The organism is Eisenbergiella sp. OF01-20 (assembly GCF_003478085.1).
GTDB lineage: Bacteria > Bacillota > Clostridia > Lachnospirales > Lachnospiraceae > Eisenbergiella.
In genome coordinates this window covers 39,993-61,043 of sequence record NZ_QUES01000038.1, presented here as the reverse complement: position 1 = coordinate 61,043, position 21,051 = coordinate 39,993, and the positions used below count along the sequence as shown (strand labels likewise).

Below are 21,051 nucleotides of genomic sequence, written 5' to 3'. Positions count from 1 at the left end.
AGGACGCACAGGGAAGCAGGGGCAGGTGACGCCGGTCTTTTTTATCTACGCCCTTGTCAGGGATCCCGATTAGGAAACCCAATAAACCGTTTGCCGGCCGATACGCAGGCCCAGTTTTTGCTGCAGCTTTACGGATGCTTCATTATCAGTGAAAATCTGGCAGAAAGGAACCCTGCCCTCATCAAGAATACGGTTGATCAGATGCCGTTCCAGGGCTTCGCCGATCCCCTGTCTGCGGAATGGCTCAAACACCTCCAGCATCCCCATACTGCATTCCGCATGCATACCGATAAAACCAGCCAGCGTTTCCTCTACAAAAGCGCCGTACATCCTGCCGGAACGGATCCGTCCCTCCAGATATTCCTTATCATGTACTGTATGGTAGTGGGAGTATACCTCCTCCAGGAAGGAAATTGTCAAAGGCCTGATACAAAAACGGGAATCCTCCTCCAGAAGGGTTTTTCTGGTATAGGCCGCCTGTACACAGGCATTCACTATTCCGGCATCAAAACGCCTGCAGATACTATCCTTCAGGAACTCCTGATGCGCAACGAAAAGGCCGTCCTTCAGCCCTCTTGGTATAAGGGAAAGGAGCCGTTCCCCCATATCTTCATCCGAAGCAGATACCATTACGGCCCCGCTCGGTACATCCTTAAGCAGAACCCCCTCTTCATCCCCGCACAGGATATCCGCCTGTCCTGCGCGTATCACCTCTATCATATCCATATGGTCTATTTTACTTTTCAGCAGCCAGGAAAGCGCCTTCGGCTCCCTGGCATAGACTTCATACAGATCCGGCCTGCGCTTCCTGGTACGGGCTTCAGACTGCTGCAGGCGCCATTGATCCACCCTGGCATGATCTCCTGACAAAAGCACCTCGGGAACCGGCTTTTCCCTCCATATCTCCGGTCTTGTGTACTGGGGGTACTCCAGAAGATTATTGTGGAAGGATTCAAACTCCGCCGACTCTTTGTTTTTCAGCACCCCGGGAACAAGACGGGATATGGCATCAATCATAACCATGGAAGGAAGCTCCCCCCCGGTAAGCACATAATCCCCGATGGAAATATAGTCTGTCACTATGGTCTCAAGGACCCTTTCATCGATTCCCTCGTAGTGACCGCATAAAAAAACAAGATCCTCTTCCCCTGCCAGCTCATGCGCCATCTGCTGGTTGAATACGCTTCCCTGAGGCGTTACATAAATAACACGGGGAGGCTTTCTGCCTTCCTCACCAATCTTTTCTTCTATATAGCGGTAAGCATCATAAACAGGCTGTGCCTGCATCAGCATACCGGCACCGCCACCATAAGGGTAATCATCTACTTTTTTATGCTTGTTCACTGTAAAGTCCCGGATATTTACCGCTTCCAGGCTGATATGGCCATCCGCCGCCGCCCGGCCCAGAATACTTGTATGTAACCCGCCCTCCACCATATCCGGAAAAAGAGTCAGTATATGAAACTTCATTCCTGCTTTCCTCCGCGGCTATCGTTGCCAAGTTCCAGCAATCCGTCCAGGAGATGTACACGCATTCTGGCATTTTCCACATCCACATCCAGTATGCATTCTTTAATTGCCGGAATGAGTACGTTTCCTCCCTGAAGCAGCGTTACCTCATAGACATCATTTGCCCCTGTTGTAATCACATCACAAAGTGTCCCCAATTCCGTACCGTCTTCCAGTTCCACAGTCATATCAATCAAATCAGCAATGAAATATTCATCCCGTCTCAGCCGAACAGCATTTTCCCGTGTCACATACAGGCTGGCTTTACCAAATTTTTCCACGTCATTGATATCATCAAGCCCTTTGAACTTGAGAATTACAAACTGTTTAAAAAATTTAACGCCTTCCAGTTCCAGTGTTCTGTTTTCCTTCCCATTGTCCAGAATCACCTGCTTCAGCCTCTTGAACCTGGAAGGATCATCCGTGGTAGGATAAACCTTTACCTCTCCCTTCAGGCCATGAGTTGCCGTAATGATTCCCACCTGCAGTCTCTGTTCCATCCTTGTCCTCATTCATCTACTTATTTGTTAAATCCCCGGTCATTGCGCTGTTCGGGGTAACATCCGGAAACAAAAAGCCGCTTCCATAGAAGGAGCAGCCTTTTTGTCTTATCAGATGATCTCTACATCCACATGCATTTTGTCTCCCAGAGCAGCCGCCTTCACAACCGCACGGATTGCTTTGGCGATACGGCCCTGCTTACCGATTACTTTGCCCATGTCGGACGGTGCAACGTGAAGCTCAATTGTCGTTATTTTTCCGTTTTCTTTTTCCGTAACGACCACTTCCTCCGGGTTGTCAACAAGTGCTTTAGCTATCACTTCAACCAGTTCTTTCATTACTTTCCCTCCATTCAACCGGATACCCGCTCAGCAGACACGGATATCCTCTCCTTAGCAAAGAGGTCTTATTTCTCGATTCCTGCTGCTTTGAAGATTTTGCTGACTACCTCTGTGGGCTGTGCACCATTGTTCAGCCATTTCTTTGCCAGTTCTTCATTTACTTTGAACTCACTGGGATTCTTGTTGGGATCATAGGTTCCGATTTCTTCGATGAATCTACCGTCTCTGGGAGATCTGGAATCTGCCACGATAATTCTGTAAAAAGGAGCCTTCTTCTGTCCCATTCTTCTTAATCTGATCTTTACTGCCATTTTTCTTACCTCCGGAAATGTTTGCTTTTTTTAATTTATTAAAAAGGAAGTTTAAACTTACCCTTTTTGCCTCCGAAACCTCCCATCATGCCGGGAAGCTGTTTCATCATTTTCTGGCTCTGTTCAAATTGTTTGATAAAACGGTTTACAACACTGATATCCACCCCTGCTCCTCTGGCAATCCGATGTTTTCTGCTGGGATTAAGCAGTTTGGGGTTCCGGCGTTCCGCCGGTGTCATGGAAAGAACCACAGCCTCCATCCGGGCCATCTGTTTCTCATCCACCATGGATTCAATATCCGCTGATTTGCCGCCGATACCGGGCATCATGCTCAAAATACTGGACAGGCCGCCCATATTACGCATTTGTTTCATGCTTTCCAGGTAATCCTCAAAATCGAATTTCCCTTTCTTCATACGGGATGCCATCTCTTTTTCCTTGTCGGCATCCAGGTCCAGGCTTGCCTGGGCTTTATCAATTAAGGAAAGGACATCACCCATGCCGAGTATCCGGCCGGCCATCCTGTCCGGGTAAAACTGTTCCAGATCGGAAAGTTTTTCTCCCATACCTACATAAAGGATAGGCTTTCCTGTCACCGCTTTAACGGAAAGGGCCGCGCCGCCGCGGGTATCACCATCCATTTTGGAAAGGATAACCCCGTCCACACCCACTTTTTCGTCAAATTCCTTTGCCACATTTACGGCATCCTGGCCGGTCATGGCATCCACCACCAAAAGCGTCTGGTGAACGGTGATATTCTCCTTGATTTCCTGCAGCTCCCGCATCATATCTTCATCAATATGCAGGCGGCCTGCCGTATCCAGGATTACCACATTATTTCCGTTTTTCTGTGCATGCTCCATGCCTGCTTTGGCAATATCCAGAGGGCGGTTCTTCGTTCCCATGGAAAAGGCATCCACGTTCTGCTTCTTTGCATTGATTTCCAGCTGCTCCACAGCCGCCGGGCGATAAATATCACAGGCAACCAGCAGAGGCTTTTTCCCCTTCCGCGTAAACTTGCCCGCAAGCTTGGCCGCAGTGGTGGTTTTACCTGCACCCTGAAGGCCGCACATCATAATAACCGTAGTAGACTTTCCCGGCTGCATGGCGATCTCCGTGGTTTCCGATCCCATGAGGGCAGTCATTTCTTCGTTAACTATCTTAATTACCATCTGCCCGGGGTTCAGCCCGTTCATCACATCCGCACCAATCGCCCTGGTTTCCACGGATTTAACAAACTGCTTTACAACACGGAAATTAACATCCGCTTCCAGAAGGGCCATTTTGACTTCTTTAAGGGCTGTTTTCACATCCTCTTCCGTCAGCCGTCCCTTTCCACGCAGGTTCTTGAAAACGTTCTGGAGTTTATCGGTTAAGCTCTCAAATGCCATAAACACAATTTCCTTTACTGATACTTTACAGTTCTTCCAGAATCTCGTCAGCCAGCCTAATTACCGCTTCTTCCGAAGCCTGGCGCTTGATCTCTTCCAGCTTTTCCGTGATATTCCGGAATTTCTCCATCAGGTGCAGCCTGCTTTCATATTCCTCCAGCGTCTTATCACACCTTTTTATCAAATCATGAACCCCCTGCCTGCTGATACCCGCTTCCTGGGCAATCTCGCTTAAAGACATGTCGTTCATTACCGCATCCTCATAGATCCGGCGCTGATGCTCCGTGAGTAATTCGCCGTAAAAATCATATAACAGACCCTGTTCCACAATCTTTTCCATATTCATCCATCCTGTGCCTGTTATCGGTTTGTTTACTGTCATGGCGTATTCTGTCTTTCGGACAGACACTGTCCGCTCACCGCATGAGTTATCTTACTATAAACAAAGAAAGGTGTCAAGTATTTTTTCTTGACACCCTCACACCTGACATTACTGTTCAAAGTCCCTTGTACCCTACCCGCTTTTTCCGTAAAAATACTTAAATTTTTTCACTGAATATATTCTTGTACCCTTCCCCATAAATCTCAGTGGCGCTGGATACAATCATAAAAGCCAGCGGATCCTCCTCCTTCACTATCTCCTCCGCTTTGGGAGACATGGTATTGCGCATCACACACATGATAACCTGTTTGGGGTTATTGCTGTATGCCCCTCTTCCCTCCAGATAGGTCACTCCGATATCCAGTTCCTCCAGAAGCCTGGCCGTTATCTTTTCCGAATGATCACTGATAATGTAGATAAGCTTTGCTTCGTCCCGCCCGTACAGAACTGCATCAAACGTAATACTGCATATCACCACTGCCAGTATGGCATACATAATCGTATCAAAATCGCCGAATACAAACAGGGATGCGGAAACGATCAGGATATCCGTCAGGAAAAAGAGCCGTCCGGTTTTCAGATGCTTATATCTCAGCCTCAGGAATTTAACAATAATATCTGTTCCGCCGGTAGTGGCACCCGCCTTAAATACTATTCCCAGGCCGATTGCCATCAAAAGACCTCCGGCCAGGGCCGCAAGCAGCGGCTGGGAAGTCAGTGCCCCGAAACGGGTAAAAAAATTGGTGAATACCGAACACATAAATGTGGCGTAAATCGTGGAAACAATGAAACGCAGCCCAAATTTCCAAAGTCCTGCTATCAGTATGGGGATATTGATCAGAAGCATGCCCGACCCTGTAGGCAGGCCTGTCAGACGGTTAATGATAACTGCAATACCTGTCACCCCGCCGGGCGCCAGGTTATTCGGATCCAGAAAAAGGCTGATACTCACCCCATAAATACAGGCAGCCACCGTAATCAGGATATAATCAAATATCCGTCTCTTTACCGTCTTTTTTTCCATAAATTCTTCTGCCATACATACCTCCTATTTTACTATAGCCGGAAAAAGGAAAAACCGCATAATTAACTTACGCGGTTTTATCCGTGCAGCGGGCTGCACTTCTTTCCTATCAAAACAATGAAACATCAGTGAAGAGGAACCGTCCGGATCATTTTCTGCAATCCGCGCCCTAAATATTCGTTCTTACGCTTTTAGGCTTGTATCCTTCTCTTTCAAGGGCAGTGATAATCTGCTGCTTATGCTCGGTGCCAAAGGCTTCCAGTGTAATCCGCAGTTCCACAGCCGCGCTGCGGTTAATGGAAACAAACTGGTTATGCTCCAGTTTAATCACATTCCCGTTTTCCTTTGCGATCACATCCGCCACACGGGAAAGCTCACCCGGCTTATCCGGCAGCAGGACGGATACGGTAAAGATGCGGTCACGGAATATCAGGCCATGCTGGACCACAGATGACATTGTAATCACGTCCATATTGCCGCCGCTTAAAATAGATACCACCTTTTTGTTTTTCACATCCAGGTGCTTCAGTGCCGCAACGGTCAGCAGTCCGGAATTTTCCACTATCATCTTGTGGTTTTCCACCATATCCAGAAAAGCCACTACCAGTTCTTCATCCTCAATGGTAATGATTTCATCCATATTTTTCTGTATGTAAGGGAAGATAATGCTGCCCGGTGTTTTTACAGCCGTACCGTCGGCAATTGTATTCACACGGTCCAGGGTCACCACTTTGCCCTTTTCCAAAGACGCCTGCATACAATTAGCCCCGGCAGGCTCCACACCAATCACATGGATTTTAGGGTTCAGAAGCTTCGCAAGCGTGGATACCCCGGTAGCCAGGCCGCCTCCGCCCACCGGTACAAGTATATAGTCCACCAGGGGCAGTTCTTTGAAGATTTCCATCATAATGGTTCCCTGGCCGGTTGCCACCACCGGGTCATCAAACGGATGGATGAAGGTATACCCCATCTCCTCCGCCAGTTCGTAGGCCCTGGCACAGGCTTCATCGTATACATCCCCGTAAAGGACCACCTGTGCACCATAGTTTTTGGTGCGGTTCACCTTCATTAAAGGAGTGGTGGTCGGCATTACAATAACCGCTTTACAGCCATAGGCTTTTGCCGCATAGGCTACGCCCTGGGCATGATTCCCCGCAGATGCGGTAATCAGGCCCTTGCCTCGTTCTTCTTCCGTCAGGGTGCTTATTTTATAATAAGCGCCGCGCAGCTTATATGCGCCCGTAAGCTGCATATTTTCCGGTTTAAAATATACCTTGTTTCCCGACTGGCTGCTGAAATATTCGCTGTATACCAGCTTGGTCTCCTGTGTTACTTTTTTTACCACCTCGGAAGCTTCTTCAAATTTCTCCAGGGTAAGCATCTTGCTTTCTTCCATGTTTTCCTCCATTCCGGTGTCTGTACGGACAGACCGTTCCGCGCAGGCCCTGGTGTCTTATTCTTCTGTTTTTTTGTCAAACAGGGCATTCACAAACTGTTCCGGGTCAAATTTCTGCAGGTCTTCCATATCTTCTCCCACACCGATATATTTTACCGGGACATTCAGCTCCGATTGTATGGCAACCGCAATACCGCCTTTTGCTGTTCCGTCCATTTTGGTCAGGATAATGCCGGTCAGTTCCGCCACTTCTCCGAATTCTCTCGCCTGGGCAAGGGCATTCTGACCGGTTGTCCCGTCCAGCACGACCAGATTTTCCCGATGGGCATCCGGAAATTCCCGATCGATAATACGGTTCATTTTTTTCAGTTCTTCCATCAGGTTTTTCTTGTTATGCAGCCTGCCTGCCGTATCACACAGCAGCACATCCACATGTCTGGCCTTTGCCGCATTCACCGCATCAAATACCACGCTGGCCGGATCCGAGCCTTCTGCGCCGCCTATCATATCCACGCCGGCCCGGTTAGCCCAGCCCGCAAGCTGTTCCCCTGCCGCCGCACGGAAGGTATCCGCAGCCGCAATCAGCACCTTTCTCCCCTGCTCCTTTAGGATGCCGGCAAGTTTTCCCACGGATGTGGTCTTTCCCACACCGTTCACTCCAATAACAAGAATTACGGACTGTTTCTTTTCAAAATCATATGCGGTTTCCCCCACCTGCATCTGTTCTCTTATACTGTCGATAAGAAGCTGTTTACAGGCCGCAGGTTCTTTAACATGCTGCTCCTTCACCTGCTTTTTCAGGCGCTGCAGAATATCGGAGGTGGCGTTAACACCGATATCTCCCATAATCAGAATCTCTTCCAGTTCTTCATAAAACTCATCGTCGATTGCAGAAAAACCGTTAAAAACCGAATCGATCCCGTTTACAATATTATTTCTTGTTTTATTAAGCCCTTCCTTCAGCCGGGCAAAAAAGCCTTTCTTTTCCTCAGAGGGTTTAGATTCCGTGGAATTTTTTAATTCCATATTCATATTCTCTCTCCTTCACCATTATCACTAATCATCAGCCTTCTATCTCTTTTTCAATCAGGCTTACGCTTACCAAAGTCGATACCCCTTTTTCCTGCATCGTGATACCATATAATCGATCCGCTTTTTCCATGGTTCCTCTACGGTGCGTTATGACGATGAACTGGGTATACTTCGTCAGTTTATGTAGATAATTGGCAAAACGACCTACATTGCTGTCATCCAGGGCGGCTTCTATTTCATCCAGCAGACAGAAGGGGGAAGGCTTCAGGTTCTGTATGGCAAACAGGAGGGAGATTGCCGTCAACGCCTTCTCACCGCCGGAAAGCTGCATCATGTTCTGCAGCTTCTTACCCGGGGGCTGGGCAATAATACGGATTCCTGCCTCCAGGATATCCTCATCCTCCATCAGCTCCAGCGTACCCTTTCCGCCGCCGAACAGTTCCTTGAATACCTTATCAAACTCCTGACAGATTTGGGCAAATTTTTCCCGGAACTGCTTCCGCATGGCATCATCCAGCTCCAGTATGATACCCTTCAGGGTTTCTTCCGCTTTTATTAAATCATCATGCTGGGTTTTCAGGAAGGTATAACGTTCCATGAGGTTTTTATAATCTTCAATGGCATTGACATTCACATCTCCCAGCCTTCTGATCTGCTCCTTCAATGATGTGATTTCTTTCTTCATGGAAGCCAAATCCTGCATTTCCTCCATGGAATTCCCCGATTCCATGGAATTCCCCGCTTCCATGGATTGCTGTGCTTCCATTTTAAGCGCCGAAGCATCACTCAGTGTGATTTCGTATTCATCCCACATGTAATTGATCTGGGCTTCTACCGCTTCTTCCAGCTTTTCCTGCTGTGCATTCAGCCTGTATACTTCTTTGTCCAGCCCGGAGAGCCGTTCTGCCAGGCTTTCCCTGTCCGTAAAGAAATTTTTCTGTCTGGCGGACAGGTTTTCTTTTCGTTCCATATCCTCTTTCAGCTTTTCTTCCCCGTTATTCTGGTTCGTATACGAAGCGTCTATTGTTTCCTGCAGCGCAAGGATATCGGCTTCCTTCCCGGCGATTTCCTGCCTTCCCGCTTCCATTCCTTCCTGTATCTCTCTCAGTTCCTGCGTGAATTTAAGAATTTCGCCCTGGATACGATCCAGGTTCGTCTGTTCAAAGCCCTGTTTCTGCCGGATTTTTTCCACTTCCAAATCCCATTCCGTCACCCTGGAGCTGTGAAGGCTTTCTTCTTCTTTCCGCGCTTCCAGTTCCTTCTGGGCCGCTTGAATCCGGGCTTCCACATCCTTTTCCAAAAGCTCGGAGGCTTCCAGCTCTCTGCGTATTTCCTCTTTTCCGCTCTGGATTTCTTCGATTTGAGATGCGATTTCTTTCTGCTCATTCTGCAGATCCCCGTAACCCTGCTCTGTCTGTTCTTTCTTTTCCCTGGCAGCAGCCACGTTCATTCTCGCTGTATTCTGATGGATAAATTCCTCCTGGAGAGATGCCTTCACCTGCTCCAGTTCCATCCGCAGCTTGTTTCTGCGCTGCTTTGTTTTTTCGATTTCATCCAACAGGCGGTCAATGGATTTCAGTGTTTCCCTGACCCTTTTTTCCAGTTCCTCCATCTCCCGGCGTCTTCCCAGCAGATTGCTGTTATTTTTGTAGGCGCCGCCGCTGATGGATCCTCCGGGGTTAAACAGTTCTCCCTCCAGCGTTACCATACGGAGGCTGTACTTATATTTACGGGCAATCCGTACCGCATTATCTACATTGTCAACCACGACTATCCGCCCAAGCAGGGACGATGCCACATCCCGGTAGCGCTCCTGTGTATCCACAAGGGAATCCGCCAGCCCGATCACCCCCGGTTCAGCCAGAACCTCCTTCATACGGAATTCCTGGCGGTTCCGGATACTGGTCAAGGGAAGGAAGGTCGCTCTACCCGCTTTATTCTGTTTCAGGAAGGCGATCATTTCCTTTGCCGTATCTTCCGTTTCCGTAACTATATTCTGTATACTTCCTCCCAGGGCGGTTTCAATGGCAACCTCGTATTTTTTATCCACCTTGACAAGATCGGCAACTACTCCGATAATACCCGGATTGGCTCCTTTTTGCTCCATGACACGCTTCACGCTGCCCCCATAGCCCTCATACCGTTCCGTCAGGTTGGAAAGTGCGTCCAGTCTGGACTTATCCTGGTGATAGACTACCTGCGTATCCCGCAGCTTCTGATCCTTCCCGGAAAGCTCATCCCTCATCTGGTTCAGTTCTTCCTCAAGGACCGTCTGCCTGTCATTGAATGCGGAAATATTATCATTGATCCGCAGAAATTCTTCCTCCAGCTCCCGGATCCGATCCTCCTGCTGTGCTTCATCAGATTTGGCGCGCAAAAGCCGGGAGTTCAGTTCGGCCCTTCGTATCTGTATCTGCTCCAGCATGGTATCAAACCGGCCCATGCGGGATTTAATCGTAGCCCGGTCATTCAATGCGGTAATAATGGTATTTTTCCCATTTTCTATATTCGCATTCAACTCATCCATCTGCGCCTGCACTCTGGCAAGTTCGGCTCTCGCTTCTTCTCTGGCTTCCTCCAGCCGGGAAAGCTGGGCATCCACTCTGCCCTTATCCTCCAGGATGGACTCTTTATTCCCGGTCTGTGTATCAATTTCCTTCTGCAGGTTTTCCTGCCGGTTCAGCAAATGCTTTTCATTGCCTCTGACAGAATTAATCTGTTCCTTCAGGACATTGATTTCACCTTCCAGCTTTCCACGGAGCATACCGGTATCCGTAAGCTGGGAACGTTCCTCTTCGATTTGTTTATCCAAACGCTCGATTTCTGCCTGTACCCGCTCGTACTCTTCTTTAATATGTTCATATTTGGATGTGGTGTCCGCCAAATCGCCGGAAGCGATTTCCTGTTTTTCCTTCACCCCGGCAAGCTGTTCCCTGAGCCTGGCGTTTTCCAGAAGAAAAATATTGACATCCAGGGCTTTGAGCGCTTCCTTTTTCTTCAGATAAACCTTTGCTTTTTCCGACTGCTTTTCCAGGGGCTCCACCTGTTTTTCCAGTTCACTCAATATATCACTGACACGCAGCAGATTCTGCTTTTCATCCTCCAGCTTCCTCTGGGCGGCGGACTTCCGTCTTTTAAACTTCACAATGCCGGCGGCTTCGTCAAAAAGCTCTCTTCTTTCTTCCGGTTTTCCGCTGAGGATTTTATCAATCTGGCCCTGGCCGATGATGGAATAGCCTTCCTTGCCGATACCGGTATCATAAAAAAGCTCATTCACATCCTTCAGTCTCACCGGAGAACCGTTCATCAGGTATTCACTCTCCCCGGAACGGTAAATCCGCCTGGCAACGGTGACTTCATCAAACTCGATGGCGAGCTGGTGATCCCGGTTATCCAGTGTGATCGCCACATAGGCATAGCCCATGGGCTTACGGATTTCCGTACCGGAAAATATGACATCCTGCATGGAAGCGCCGCGCAGCTGTTTGATGCGCTGCTCGCCCAAAACCCAGCGGACAGCATCCGCCACATTGCTTTTCCCGCTGCCGTTTGGCCCTACAATACCGGTGATTCCGTTATGGAACTGAAACGTTATTTTATTGGCAAAGGATTTGAATCCGTGTATCTCTATACTTTTTAAATACATAATTTTAATCCTTATTTTCGTCGGAAGGCAATGCATCCACAGAACACTTTACTTCCATTTTCTTCCGCAGGGCCAGAATCGCTTCATAAGCAGCCTGCTGTTCCGCCGCTTTTTTGGTGCGGCCCTTTCCTTTTCCGATGACCTCATTGTTCAGAACGGCATCCACCAGAAATTCTTTGTCATGATCCGGTCCTTCTTCACCGGTAAGCGCATAAACAAATACAGCTTCCGGCATGGTCTGGATCATCTCCTGAAGAACTGTCTTACTGTCATAAAAAAGGATTTTATTTTCCAGATCCGAGAGAACAAACCGATGAATAAAATCATGGGCCGCCTGAAAACCGCCGTCTACATACAGAGCACCGATAACCGCTTCCATAGCATCCGAAGTTATGGAGTCCCTGCCTCTGCCGCCTGTAGTCTCTTCCCCTTTTCCCAGAAGCATATACTGCCCCAGCTCCAGATCCCTGGCACAATAAGCCAATGCAGGCTCACAAACCATAGAAGAACGCAGCTTCGTCAGCTTTCCTTCCGGCATCTGCGGGTTCTCGGAAAAAAGGAATTCGCTGGACACCAGCTCCAGCACCGCGTCACCCAAAAACTCCAGCCGTTCGTAATCTTCCAGCTTATTTATTTTCTGCTCATTGGCAAAGGAACTGTGGGTCAATGCCTGGCGAAGCAGATTTTTATTACGAAAAACATAACCGATCCTTTTCTCAAGCCCTTCCAATGTATATTTTATACTCATAAGGTCCTTTCCACAATTAAAAAGCCCTGTCCAGGTTTCCCCGCTTCGGGCTTTTTTGGCAAATTTCAAAAATGGTTCTTGTTTCCAGCCTCTTAATTGCTGTTTTTTATCAACGCAACCGCTTCTCCCACCGTACTGATCCGTTCTGCATCCACCGGTGAAATTTCGATTCCGAATTCTTCCTCTATCCCCATCACAATCTGGAACACATCCAGGGAATCCGCGCACAGGTCATCAATGAAGGTGGTGTCTGCCGTAATTTCCTTGGGATCCACACACAATACTTCCGCAATGATAGTTCTGAGCTTGTCAAGTTCCATATCCTTTGTCCTTTCTCACTCAGCGGTTCCGGAAATCACCTTCCGGATCTTGCCGTTAATATCCTGTTCCTTAAAGGTTACACACTGCAGAATCGTATTTTTGATTTCCACAGCTTTGGAGCTTCCATGGGTCTTTACCACCAGCCCTTTTAGGCCGAGCAAAGGAGCACCGCCATACTGTTCGAGATCAAAAGCCTTCAGTGTCTGCTTTAAGGCCGGTTTTACAAGAAGGGCGCCGATTTTGCTTCTCAGGTTCACCATCATCCCGCCTTTTACTTTTTTAATCAACGTGGCTCCCACTCCTTCATACAGCTTCAACACCACGTTTCCCACAAACGCTTCGCACACAACCACATCTGCAGCACCCGCGGGGATATCCCTGGCCTCTATACTGCCGATAAAATTAATGTCGGAGCATTCCTTCAGCATGGGAAAGGTTTCTTTTACCAGCGCGTTTCCTTTTTCTTCTTCCGCACCGATATTGACAATCCCCACTCTGGGATTTTTGATACCCATAACATTTTCCATATAAATGGATCCCATTTTGGCAAACTGCACAAGCTGGGAAGGCTTGGCATCCACATTGGCCCCGCAGTCAATCAAAAGAGAGGCCCCTTTTTCCGTCGGGATAAGCGGCGCCAGAGGCGGACGTTCCACCCCTTTGCTCCGTCCTACAATAACCTGTCCTCCGGCCAGGACGGCCCCTGTGCTTCCCGCAGAAACAAAAGCATCGCATCTGCCTTCCCTGACCATATACAGCCCTTTTACAATGGAGGAATCCTTCTTGCTGCGGATAGCCGCCACAGGAGGCTCTGCCATAGCAATCACTTCCGTGGCATTCACTACCTCCACCTGTTCTTCCGGATAGGTATATCGGGAAAGCTCCGCCTTTATCTGTTCTTCTTTCCCTACCAGGTATACCTTTATCTTCTTTTCCGCCTGGATCGCTTCCACCGCACCCTTTACAATCTCACCGGGAGCATTGTCACCGCCCATAGCATCCACTGCTACTTTTACATATTCAGCCATAAAATATCCCTTTCTGTTTATCCTGCATAACCGCTCAAACCTCGCAGCCAGGCTCCGGCAATCCCCGACGCCTTTTACCGGCCGGAGAGGGGCAAAGCCCACCTGCGGAATTTGAGTGTCCTCTATAAATATACTAGACATGCCTGTAAAAATCAAGCGAATTGTCCCCGGAGGCAGGTCAGACCTGTCTGATTTGTTACACTAAAAAAGCTTTCCTCAAGGATTCTTCATCCTCAGGAAAGCTTTTGCTGTTTTCTTCTTTTCATTAAGCTTCTGTGTTAATGATCTCTCTCTTGTTGTAAGAACCGCAAGCCTTGCATACTCTGTGGGGCATCATCAGAGCGCCGCATTTGCTGCACTTAACCAGAGTCGGAGCACTCATTTTCCAGTTTGCTCTTCTCTTATCTCTTCTGGATTTGGAAGATTTATTCTTAGGACAGATAGACATTACTTACACCTCCTTGTTCTCACGAAAGATATCCATAATTGCCGCCATTCTGGGGTCCGGAACAAAAGTATCGCAATCGCAATTCCCTTCGTTCAAATCTTTCCCGCAGACACTGCAAAGTCCTTTGCAGTCCTCCTTACAGAGGATTTTCATCGGCCAGCATGTAATGATTTCATTGCTTATCAGGCTGTCTACATTCAGCTGATATCCTTCCAGAAACCCACGCTCCTCATCCTGCTCCTGCTCATCCGCCGCATCGGGCGAAACAGCCTGTACAGAAAAGTGAAGTGCAAATTCCCTTGTTACTTCCCGAAGGCACCTGTCACATTTTAATTCTACCTTTACTTCCGCCTCTGCTTCAATGGATGCTCTTCCCTGTCCGTTATTGGCAAGGGTAAGCGTAACCGGTGTTTTCTCCAGTATTCGGAATTCTTCACCCTGAAAGCATATGCTTGTCAGTTCCAGCGGAACTTCTTTTGTAACAGACTTTTCTTCTTCTGTAAAGACATCTGTCATATTGATTAACATAGTAGACTCCCAACGAATCCGGTCAAACCGAATCTCATTCGCACTTCAACAATTATACATAACCGGAAACGCTTTGTCAACCACCAAATTCAAAAGGACTTAATCCCGCACAACAGCATGTCCCAATAGGTAATTTTTCCAGAGCTGGTAATACTTCGCCTTCAGATGGATCTGGTCAAAGGTATATTCCGTCACCAGATCACCATTGGCATCGCTCACCGCATCGTTAACCTCCAGATAAAAGATATCCTGGTTATTCGCCATAGCCGCAAGCGCCGCGTTTCTGGCATTGATATTCTCGTTATTGAAAATTTTGTCCGTCCGGCTCTTTTCCCCGCTCACACGCATAATACCCTGCACATAGATAATTGCATCCGGCTGCAGCTGCCTGATCCGGTTTACCGCATTCGCATACACGGTGAAAAAGCTTTCCGTCGTACCTCTGCCCAGCTCGTTAATGCCAAGCATAATATAGATCTTCCCGAACTGTTTCTGCGACAGCGCTTCCTCAATAGTAACCTTGGTGCCGTCCTCCAGCTGTGCAACCTTTTTCGGAGAGTCAAATACATTGTAAATAGTGAGTGAGGTTGCCGCATAGAAAGTTACCTTATCATCAAAACCGGCGTATTCATCAAGGCCTACCGTTCTGGAATCGCCGATAAACAGGGCATCGTCAAAATAGGATTCATCCACCTGGGTAAACGCGTAGGTCTTGTTTTCCTCCTCTGCCAGGCCGTCTCGGGCCGTCTCTTCCCCGGCTTCTGCCTGCTGGCTCTCAGCGGTTTCCTGCCCTCCGCTTACTTCCGTTCCCTGGTTGCCTGACACACTGTCCGTGCCGGGTATCTGCATCGGTATCTGCTGTGTTTGCTGATCCGGCGCTTCTCCCTGAATCAGCTGCCCGAATTTATCATACTTTGGCTGGGCCGTATTTGCCGATACCATACTGCTGCCGTCCAGTACTTCCGGAGCGGCGCTGTTTTCCGATACCCCGTCTGTCTGCTTCTGTGAATTATCGGAAACCGTCGTTTCACCGCCGGCATCCGCAGTTTCCTCCGCTGCCGGGATGCTCTCCTGCACCGTTTCCTCTGCAAAAGCAGTTTCTTCTTCCCCTTCGTTCTGCGCGCCCGCCATAGCCGGACTGGTTTCACGCGTGAACAGCTCCCATGGATAAACCCCGTCCTTCCATCCCTGGAAAACCAGCGATAAACCGGGAGTCATCCAACCGTCCTGTTTGCTGTAGGAGGCATATATGGTATGCTCTCCCGCATATCCGGCACCTGTTATTAACAGCCCGCTTACCAGAAGAATCAGGAAAAGCGGATATTTGTTCCAATTTTTCATTTATATGCCACCTTAAAATCTGAAATACATAAACGGATTATTTGCCGCATTGGTCAGCTGATAAACGGCCATCCAGAATAACACCAGCAGAAGCGCGTTGGCATACCATCTTTTCCTGTGCTTGTTAAACCATGCGGAAACCATAGGAACACAGAAGAAAATCCCGGCCAGCAGCAGCCACCAGTACATGGAAAAATACTTGAGGATATCCTGAGGGTTCAGTGTCTCCCCGATGCCGAAGAAAGGGAACAGCCGGCCGAAGTAAATACCCAGATCCGGCAGACTGGTAACAGCAAAAATCACCCAGGTAAGCGGAATGACAATCCATACATAAATGTGGGAAAACACCTTATGCCGGCCCAGCCATTCTCCGTAAAAAAGCTTCTCCAGAATAACAAACACACCGACCGTGATTCCCCATAGCAGGAAATTCACACTGCCTCCGTGCCACAGCCCCGTAAGCAGCCACACAATACATAAATTAAACAGCAGACGGGGAAGCCCCTTCCGGTTGCCTCCCATAGGAATATAAACATAATCCCTGAACCAGCTTCCCAGCGTCATATGCCATCTTCGCCAGAAATCGCTGACGGAGGCTGCCATATAAGGCTGGTTGAAATTTTTGATATAGGGCAGCCCGATCATCATACCGATCCCCACCGCCATCAGGGAATAACCTTCGAAATCAAAATACAGCTGAAGGGAATAGGTAAAGGCCCCCAGCCATGCAAGCGGCGTGGATATACTTTCAAACCCGATGGTCTGTATGTCGTTCCAAAGAAGACCCAGCCTGTCGGCAAGAAGCACCTTGGCCCCCAGCCCAATCACAAGCAGCCGCAGTCCGTCTTCAAACCGCTCCGGCCTGCAGCCCAGATTCCCCAGCCCCTCTGAGGCATCCTCATACCGCATGATAGGGCCGCTTGTAAGCTGGGGGAACATACATACATAGGCACCGAAACCCCAGAACGAGGTATCCGCTTCCACTTTCCCGCGGAAAACATCCATCTGATAGGAAATCATCTTAAAGGTATAAAAACTGATTCCGAGGGGAAGAAGGATATTGCTGTCCGCCGCATTGCCAATCTTAAAGAACGCCAGTACCCCCACATCGGTTATAAGAGCAAGCAGCAGCCATCTGCGCCTCTTTTTATCCCTCCACTTGCTGTGAAGGAAGGGGGATTCAATATCCGCCCTCATATTCTTTCCTATGAGGAAATTCAGTCCGGTACAGGCCAGCAGAAGGAACACGAACTGAGGCTCTCCGCAGGCATACATGAGAATGCTTCCTATAAAAAGTACAATTTTCCGATATTTAACAGGGGTAAGGTAAAAAATAACCAGAAATACAGGCAGGAACCGAAAAAGGAATTCCAGACTGCTGAATACAAGGCTATTCTGACTTACTATGTTTCCCAAATCAAATCCTGCCACAATCTCCACTCCAGACATCACATTTACTTGCCTATCCGTCTTTTTATTGTCCCGGTAACCGACAAAAAACGACCGGATTCAGCTTATTAAGCATAATACATTTTAATAGGAATGAAAAGAGAATTTTCGTATTTTTTTAAACTTAATATTTTCTTAAAGGAATTGTAAACTTTTGCCTTATATCCCGCGGCGGCTTTATTCCGCCGCCAGAACCCCTGCCTTCATACTGCTTACATATTCCTTCAACGCTTCCCCGGCGTGACCGCCGTTGGCGGCAATAATCTTTACAATTGCACTTCCTACAATGGCTCCGTCAGATACAGCCGCCATATGCCCGGCCTGCTCCGGCGTACTGATGCCAAATCCCACCGCGCAGGGGATATCGGTGACCTTACGTACCATATCCACGATAGAGGAAAGATCCGTAGTAATTTGGCTCCGCACCCCGGTTACGCCCATAGAGGATACGATATAAAGGAATCCGGACGCTTCCCCGGCAATCTTACGGATACGTTCCTCCGAGGTGGGAGAAATCATGGAAATGAGATCCACGTCATTGGCAGCGGCAACGGGAGCCAGCTCGTCTTTTTCCTCATATGGCAGATCCGGAATGATAATACCGTCCACGGCAAGCTCCCTGCATTTTTCAAAAAAAGCTTCATACCCATAGTGGAATACCGGATTCAGATAAGTGAGGAACACCAGCGGTATCTGTGATTTTTCCCTCACCCTGCGGACAATTTCAAAAACGCCGTCCGTAGTCATCCCTCCCTGCAGGGCGCGGATATTAGCTTCCTGTATAACCACGCCTTCCGCTGTCGGATCGGAAAACGGGATGCCGATTTCTACAAGATCCGCACCTGCTTCTACCATATCCAGAATATATTCCACTGTTTTATCCGCGCTCGGGTCGCCTGCGGTCAAAAAGGCAATAAACGCTTTCCCGTTCTGAAATGCATTTTTTATCTTACTCATGGATTTCCCTCCCTCTATACCGGGCAATCGCGGCAACATCCTTGTCGCCCCTTCCGGACAGGCATATGATAATGCTGTCATCTCTGCTGTACTGTGCCGCTGTCTTTCTGACATGGGCTACTGCGTGGGCACTCTCAATGGCGCAGATAATTCCTTCTGTGCGGGCCAGATATTCGAAGGCGTCCACCGCCTCATCATCGGTAACAGGCACATACTGCGCTCTGTTGGTATCATGCAGATACGCATGTTCAGGCCCGATCCCCGGATAGTCCAGGCCGGCGGAAATGGAATATACCGGAGCAATCTGTCCATATTCGTCCTGACAGAAATAGGATTTCATCCCATGGAAAATCCCCAAAGTCCCTTTTGCCATCGTGGCGGCATGCTGACCGCTCTCCAGTCCCCGCCCGGCCGCCTCGCAGCCGATAAGCGCCACGCTGTTATCAGGGATAAAGCGGTAAAACATACCCATGGCATTGCTGCCGCCGCCAACACAGGCCACTACTGCCGCAGGAAGCTTCCCTTCCTTCGCAAGGATCTGTTCTCTGGCCTCTGCACTGATTACGCTCTGGAAATCCCTGACCATCATAGGGAACGGGTGGGGTCCCATTACCGATCCCAGGACATAGTGAGTATCCGTCACCCGGTTCGTCCATTCCCGCATCGTCTCGTTCACCGCATCCTTAAGCGTCTGTGTTCCGCTTGTTACCGGATGCACCTTTGCACCCAGAAGCTCCATGCGGTATACATTCAGGGCCTGTCTGTCCGTATCCTCCTTCCCCATAAAAACTTCACATTCCATTCCGAGAAGCGCCGCTGCCGTGGCGGTCGCCACTCCGTGCTGTCCTGCCCCTGTTTCCGCTATCACTCTCGTCTTTCCCATCTTTTTAGCAAGAAGCACCTGCCCCAGCACATTATTTATTTTATGGGAACCGGTATGGTTCAGATCTTCCCTTTTCAAATATATTTTTGCACCGCCCAGATCCTCCGTCATTTTTTCCGCATAATAAAGCAGGGAGGGACGGCCCGCATATTCCTTCAAAAGCCGCGTAAGCTCTTCATTGAATTCTTTATCCTTTTTATAATATTCATAGCACTCTTCCAGCCGGATCAGTTCATTCATCAGGGTTTCCGATATATACTGTCCGCCAAATTCACCAAAACGTCCTTTACTCATCACATCGATTCCTTTCTTTTCCTGCCCTTCCGCTCTCCCGATGCATCCGGGCTTCCTTTCCCGCCAGTCTGGCGGCCGCTAACAGTTCATACAAATCCGGACGGCCTTCATAAAGTCTGTTATTCTGCCCTGATCCTTTTTGCCCTCCCATTCTACGCCGCTGCTCACATCCAGGGCAAACGGGGCAAACAGCCGTACCGCTTCTGCCACGTTGCAGGCATGCAGTCCCCCGGCCAGGAAAAAAGGTTTTTCCACGGTACGGGCCAGGCCGGCAAGGGACCAGTCAAAAGTTTTTCCCTCTCCGCTGCCTCCGTCAAACAGCAGATAATCCGCTTCGCTGTCCTTCCATTCCGCCAATTCCCTGCCGTCGGTAATCTGTATCGCTTTAATCACCGGTTTCCCGCTTTCCTTACGTATGAACGCGATTTCGGCCTCTGTCTCCTGCCCATGAAGCTGGGCGGCATCAATCACACCTCGCTGCAGAAGCCTGACAATCTGCTCCGGTTTTTCATTAACAAAAACACCAACCGGACAGATGTCCTCACGCAGCCGTCTCCTTAAATCTGCTGCCTCTTGGGCGCTCACCTGCCTGCGGCTTCTGGCGAATACAAAGCCTACATAATCCGGTCCCGCCTCGTTTGCATAGCGGATATCCTCCCGGCGGCTCAGGCCGCAGATTTTCACCCGGACATCTCCCTCCCCCTTCTGTGAAAAAGGGGACGTAACCGGCTTCACAGGTTCCCCCGCAGTCTGTCCAGCTCCCTGCGTTTGTCCGGACTGCGCATCAGCGTTTCACCGATTAGCACCGCATTGGTTCCGTTTTCCCGGAGGATACGGATATCTTCCGGAGTTTTCATACCGCTTTCCGAAACAAAAAGAATATGCGGCGGTACGAGCTGGCGCAGTCTGACGGAATTGGTGATATCCACCCGGAAGGTTTTCAGATCCCGGTTATTCACACCGAGGATCCTGGCCCCGCATCGCAGCGCCATTTCCACCTCTTTTTCATCATGTGCCTCTACCAATGCGGAAAGGCCAAGGCTGTCAGCAAGCGCTATAAAACTTTTTAGTTCCTCCTCTGTGAGAATGGCGCAGATCAGAAGCACGGCGGCAGCTCCCAGCAGCTTTGCCTCATAAATCATATAGGCATCCACGGTAAAATCCTTCCGCAGCACCGGAACGGATACACATCCGGCAATTTCCCGGAGGTAACTGTCACTTCCCAGAAAGAATTCCGGTTCCGTCAGTACGGATATGGCGGCGGCTCCTGCTGCCTCATAGGCCGCAGCGATTTCCAGATAAGGGAAATCCGGTGCTATCAGCCCTCTGGAGGGGGACGCTTTTTTTATTTCGCAGATAAAGGACAGACCCTCTGCCGCTAAAGCCTGTTCCAGGGGAAACCCGGTATTTTTCTCCCGTTTCTCCGCTTCCCTGCGCAGGTTTTCCAAAGGGAACACCTGTTTCTTTGCCGCTATCCGTATTCTTGTTTTTTCAGCTATCGTATCAAGTATCATGGTTTTC

21 protein-coding genes and 1 pseudogene are annotated in these 21,051 nt (G+C 49.1%); all 22 read right to left on the bottom strand.

What is annotated here, in order from left to right; translation table 11 throughout:
- Nucleotides 1–69: 69 nt before the first annotated feature.
- The 22 genes and pseudogenes from DXA36_RS34325 to trpC all read right to left on the bottom strand — a co-directional run bounded on the left by DXA36_RS34325 (nt 70) and on the right by trpC (nt 21,044).
- Nucleotides 70–606 carry a GNAT family N-acetyltransferase gene (locus DXA36_RS34325; protein WP_334295108.1) on the bottom strand — a complete coding sequence of 179 codons (537 nt, stop codon included), beginning with the start codon at nt 604–606 and terminating at the stop codon, nt 70–72.
- A gap of 177 nt (nt 607–783) precedes the next feature.
- Nucleotides 784–1,470 (bottom strand): annotated as a pseudogene (gene trmD, locus DXA36_RS34320) (tRNA (guanosine(37)-N1)-methyltransferase TrmD); the annotation flags it as partial.
- Nucleotides 1,467–2,009, bottom strand: coding sequence for a ribosome maturation factor RimM (gene rimM / locus DXA36_RS27610; protein WP_118682481.1), 543 nt, complete (start codon nt 2,007–2,009; stop codon nt 1,467–1,469). The pseudogene trmD and the gene rimM, both read right to left, overlap by 4 nt.
- Before the next feature lie 111 nt (nt 2,010–2,120).
- Entirely contained in the window at nt 2,121–2,348 is a 228-nt protein-coding gene (locus DXA36_RS27605; RefSeq protein ID WP_118682480.1) for a KH domain-containing protein, read from the bottom strand.
- 68 nt (nt 2,349–2,416) lie between these two features.
- On the bottom strand, nt 2,417–2,662 hold the full coding sequence (gene rpsP / locus DXA36_RS27600; RefSeq protein WP_009256417.1) for a 30S ribosomal protein S16: 246 nt from the start codon (nt 2,660–2,662) through the stop codon (nt 2,417–2,419).
- 38 nt (nt 2,663–2,700) lie between these two features.
- On the bottom strand, nt 2,701–4,053 hold the full coding sequence (gene ffh / locus DXA36_RS27595) for a signal recognition particle protein (protein WP_118682479.1): 1,353 nt from the start codon (nt 4,051–4,053) through the stop codon (nt 2,701–2,703).
- Between the two features lie 25 nt (nt 4,054–4,078).
- Entirely contained in the window at nt 4,079–4,393 is a 315-nt protein-coding gene (gene ylxM / locus DXA36_RS27590; RefSeq protein ID WP_118682492.1) for a YlxM family DNA-binding protein, read from the bottom strand.
- 199 nt (nt 4,394–4,592) lie between these two features.
- Nucleotides 4,593–5,474, bottom strand: a complete 882-nt coding sequence (locus tag DXA36_RS27585; RefSeq protein WP_243114757.1) for a YitT family protein — start codon at nt 5,472–5,474, stop codon at nt 4,593–4,595.
- A gap of 154 nt (nt 5,475–5,628) precedes the next feature.
- The gene (ilvA, locus tag DXA36_RS27580) at nt 5,629–6,840 is read right to left on the bottom strand and encodes a threonine ammonia-lyase (protein WP_118682490.1); all 1,212 of its coding nucleotides are present in this window, start codon (nt 6,838–6,840) and stop codon (nt 5,629–5,631) included.
- 72 nt (nt 6,841–6,912) lie between these two features.
- Nucleotides 6,913–7,887: a signal recognition particle-docking protein FtsY gene (gene ftsY / locus DXA36_RS27575; protein ID WP_118682478.1), complete on the bottom strand. Its 975-nt coding sequence runs from the start codon at nt 7,885–7,887 to the stop codon at nt 6,913–6,915.
- 31 nt (nt 7,888–7,918) lie between these two features.
- Nucleotides 7,919–11,533 carry a chromosome segregation protein SMC gene (smc, locus tag DXA36_RS27570; protein ID WP_118682477.1) on the bottom strand — a complete coding sequence of 1,205 codons (3,615 nt, stop codon included), beginning with the start codon at nt 11,531–11,533 and terminating at the stop codon, nt 7,919–7,921.
- A 4-nt stretch (nt 11,534–11,537) separates the two neighbouring features.
- A complete protein-coding gene (rnc, locus tag DXA36_RS27565) occupies nt 11,538–12,281 on the bottom strand; it encodes a ribonuclease III (RefSeq protein ID WP_182479282.1) in 744 nt (247 codons plus the stop codon).
- 92 nt (nt 12,282–12,373) lie between these two features.
- Nucleotides 12,374–12,601 (bottom strand): acyl carrier protein, encoded by a 228-nt coding sequence (gene acpP, locus DXA36_RS27560; protein WP_118682476.1) that lies wholly within the window; start codon nt 12,599–12,601, stop codon nt 12,374–12,376.
- Between the two features lie 15 nt (nt 12,602–12,616).
- Nucleotides 12,617–13,630, bottom strand: coding sequence for a phosphate acyltransferase PlsX (gene plsX, locus DXA36_RS27555; protein WP_118682488.1), 1,014 nt, complete (start codon nt 13,628–13,630; stop codon nt 12,617–12,619).
- Between the two features lie 265 nt (nt 13,631–13,895).
- Nucleotides 13,896–14,078: a 50S ribosomal protein L32 gene (gene rpmF, locus DXA36_RS27550; protein WP_009256444.1), complete on the bottom strand. Its 183-nt coding sequence runs from the start codon at nt 14,076–14,078 to the stop codon at nt 13,896–13,898.
- 3 nt (nt 14,079–14,081) lie between these two features.
- Nucleotides 14,082–14,606, bottom strand: coding sequence for a YceD family protein (locus DXA36_RS27545; protein ID WP_118682475.1), 525 nt, complete (start codon nt 14,604–14,606; stop codon nt 14,082–14,084).
- Nucleotides 14,607–14,705: 99 nt separating this feature from the next.
- A complete protein-coding gene (locus tag DXA36_RS27540; protein ID WP_118682474.1) occupies nt 14,706–15,947 on the bottom strand; it encodes a GDSL-type esterase/lipase family protein in 1,242 nt (413 codons plus the stop codon).
- A gap of 12 nt (nt 15,948–15,959) precedes the next feature.
- Nucleotides 15,960–17,396, bottom strand: coding sequence for an MBOAT family O-acyltransferase (locus DXA36_RS27535; RefSeq protein ID WP_118682473.1), 1,437 nt, complete (start codon nt 17,394–17,396; stop codon nt 15,960–15,962).
- Between the two features lie 177 nt (nt 17,397–17,573).
- Nucleotides 17,574–18,353, bottom strand: coding sequence for a tryptophan synthase subunit alpha (trpA, locus tag DXA36_RS27530; RefSeq protein WP_118682472.1), 780 nt, complete (start codon nt 18,351–18,353; stop codon nt 17,574–17,576).
- Nucleotides 18,346–19,530 (bottom strand): tryptophan synthase subunit beta, encoded by a 1,185-nt coding sequence (gene trpB / locus DXA36_RS27525; RefSeq protein WP_118682471.1) that lies wholly within the window; start codon nt 19,528–19,530, stop codon nt 18,346–18,348. Before trpB ends, trpA begins: the two co-directional genes overlap by 8 nt.
- Nucleotides 19,531–19,608: 78 nt before the next feature.
- A complete protein-coding gene (locus tag DXA36_RS27520) occupies nt 19,609–20,265 on the bottom strand; it encodes a phosphoribosylanthranilate isomerase (RefSeq protein WP_118682470.1) in 657 nt (218 codons plus the stop codon).
- Nucleotides 20,262–21,044, bottom strand: coding sequence for an indole-3-glycerol phosphate synthase TrpC (gene trpC, locus DXA36_RS27515; protein WP_118682487.1), 783 nt, complete (start codon nt 21,042–21,044; stop codon nt 20,262–20,264). The genes DXA36_RS27520 and trpC overlap by 4 nt, the downstream gene beginning before the upstream one ends.
- Nucleotides 21,045–21,051: the final 7 nt, after the last annotated feature.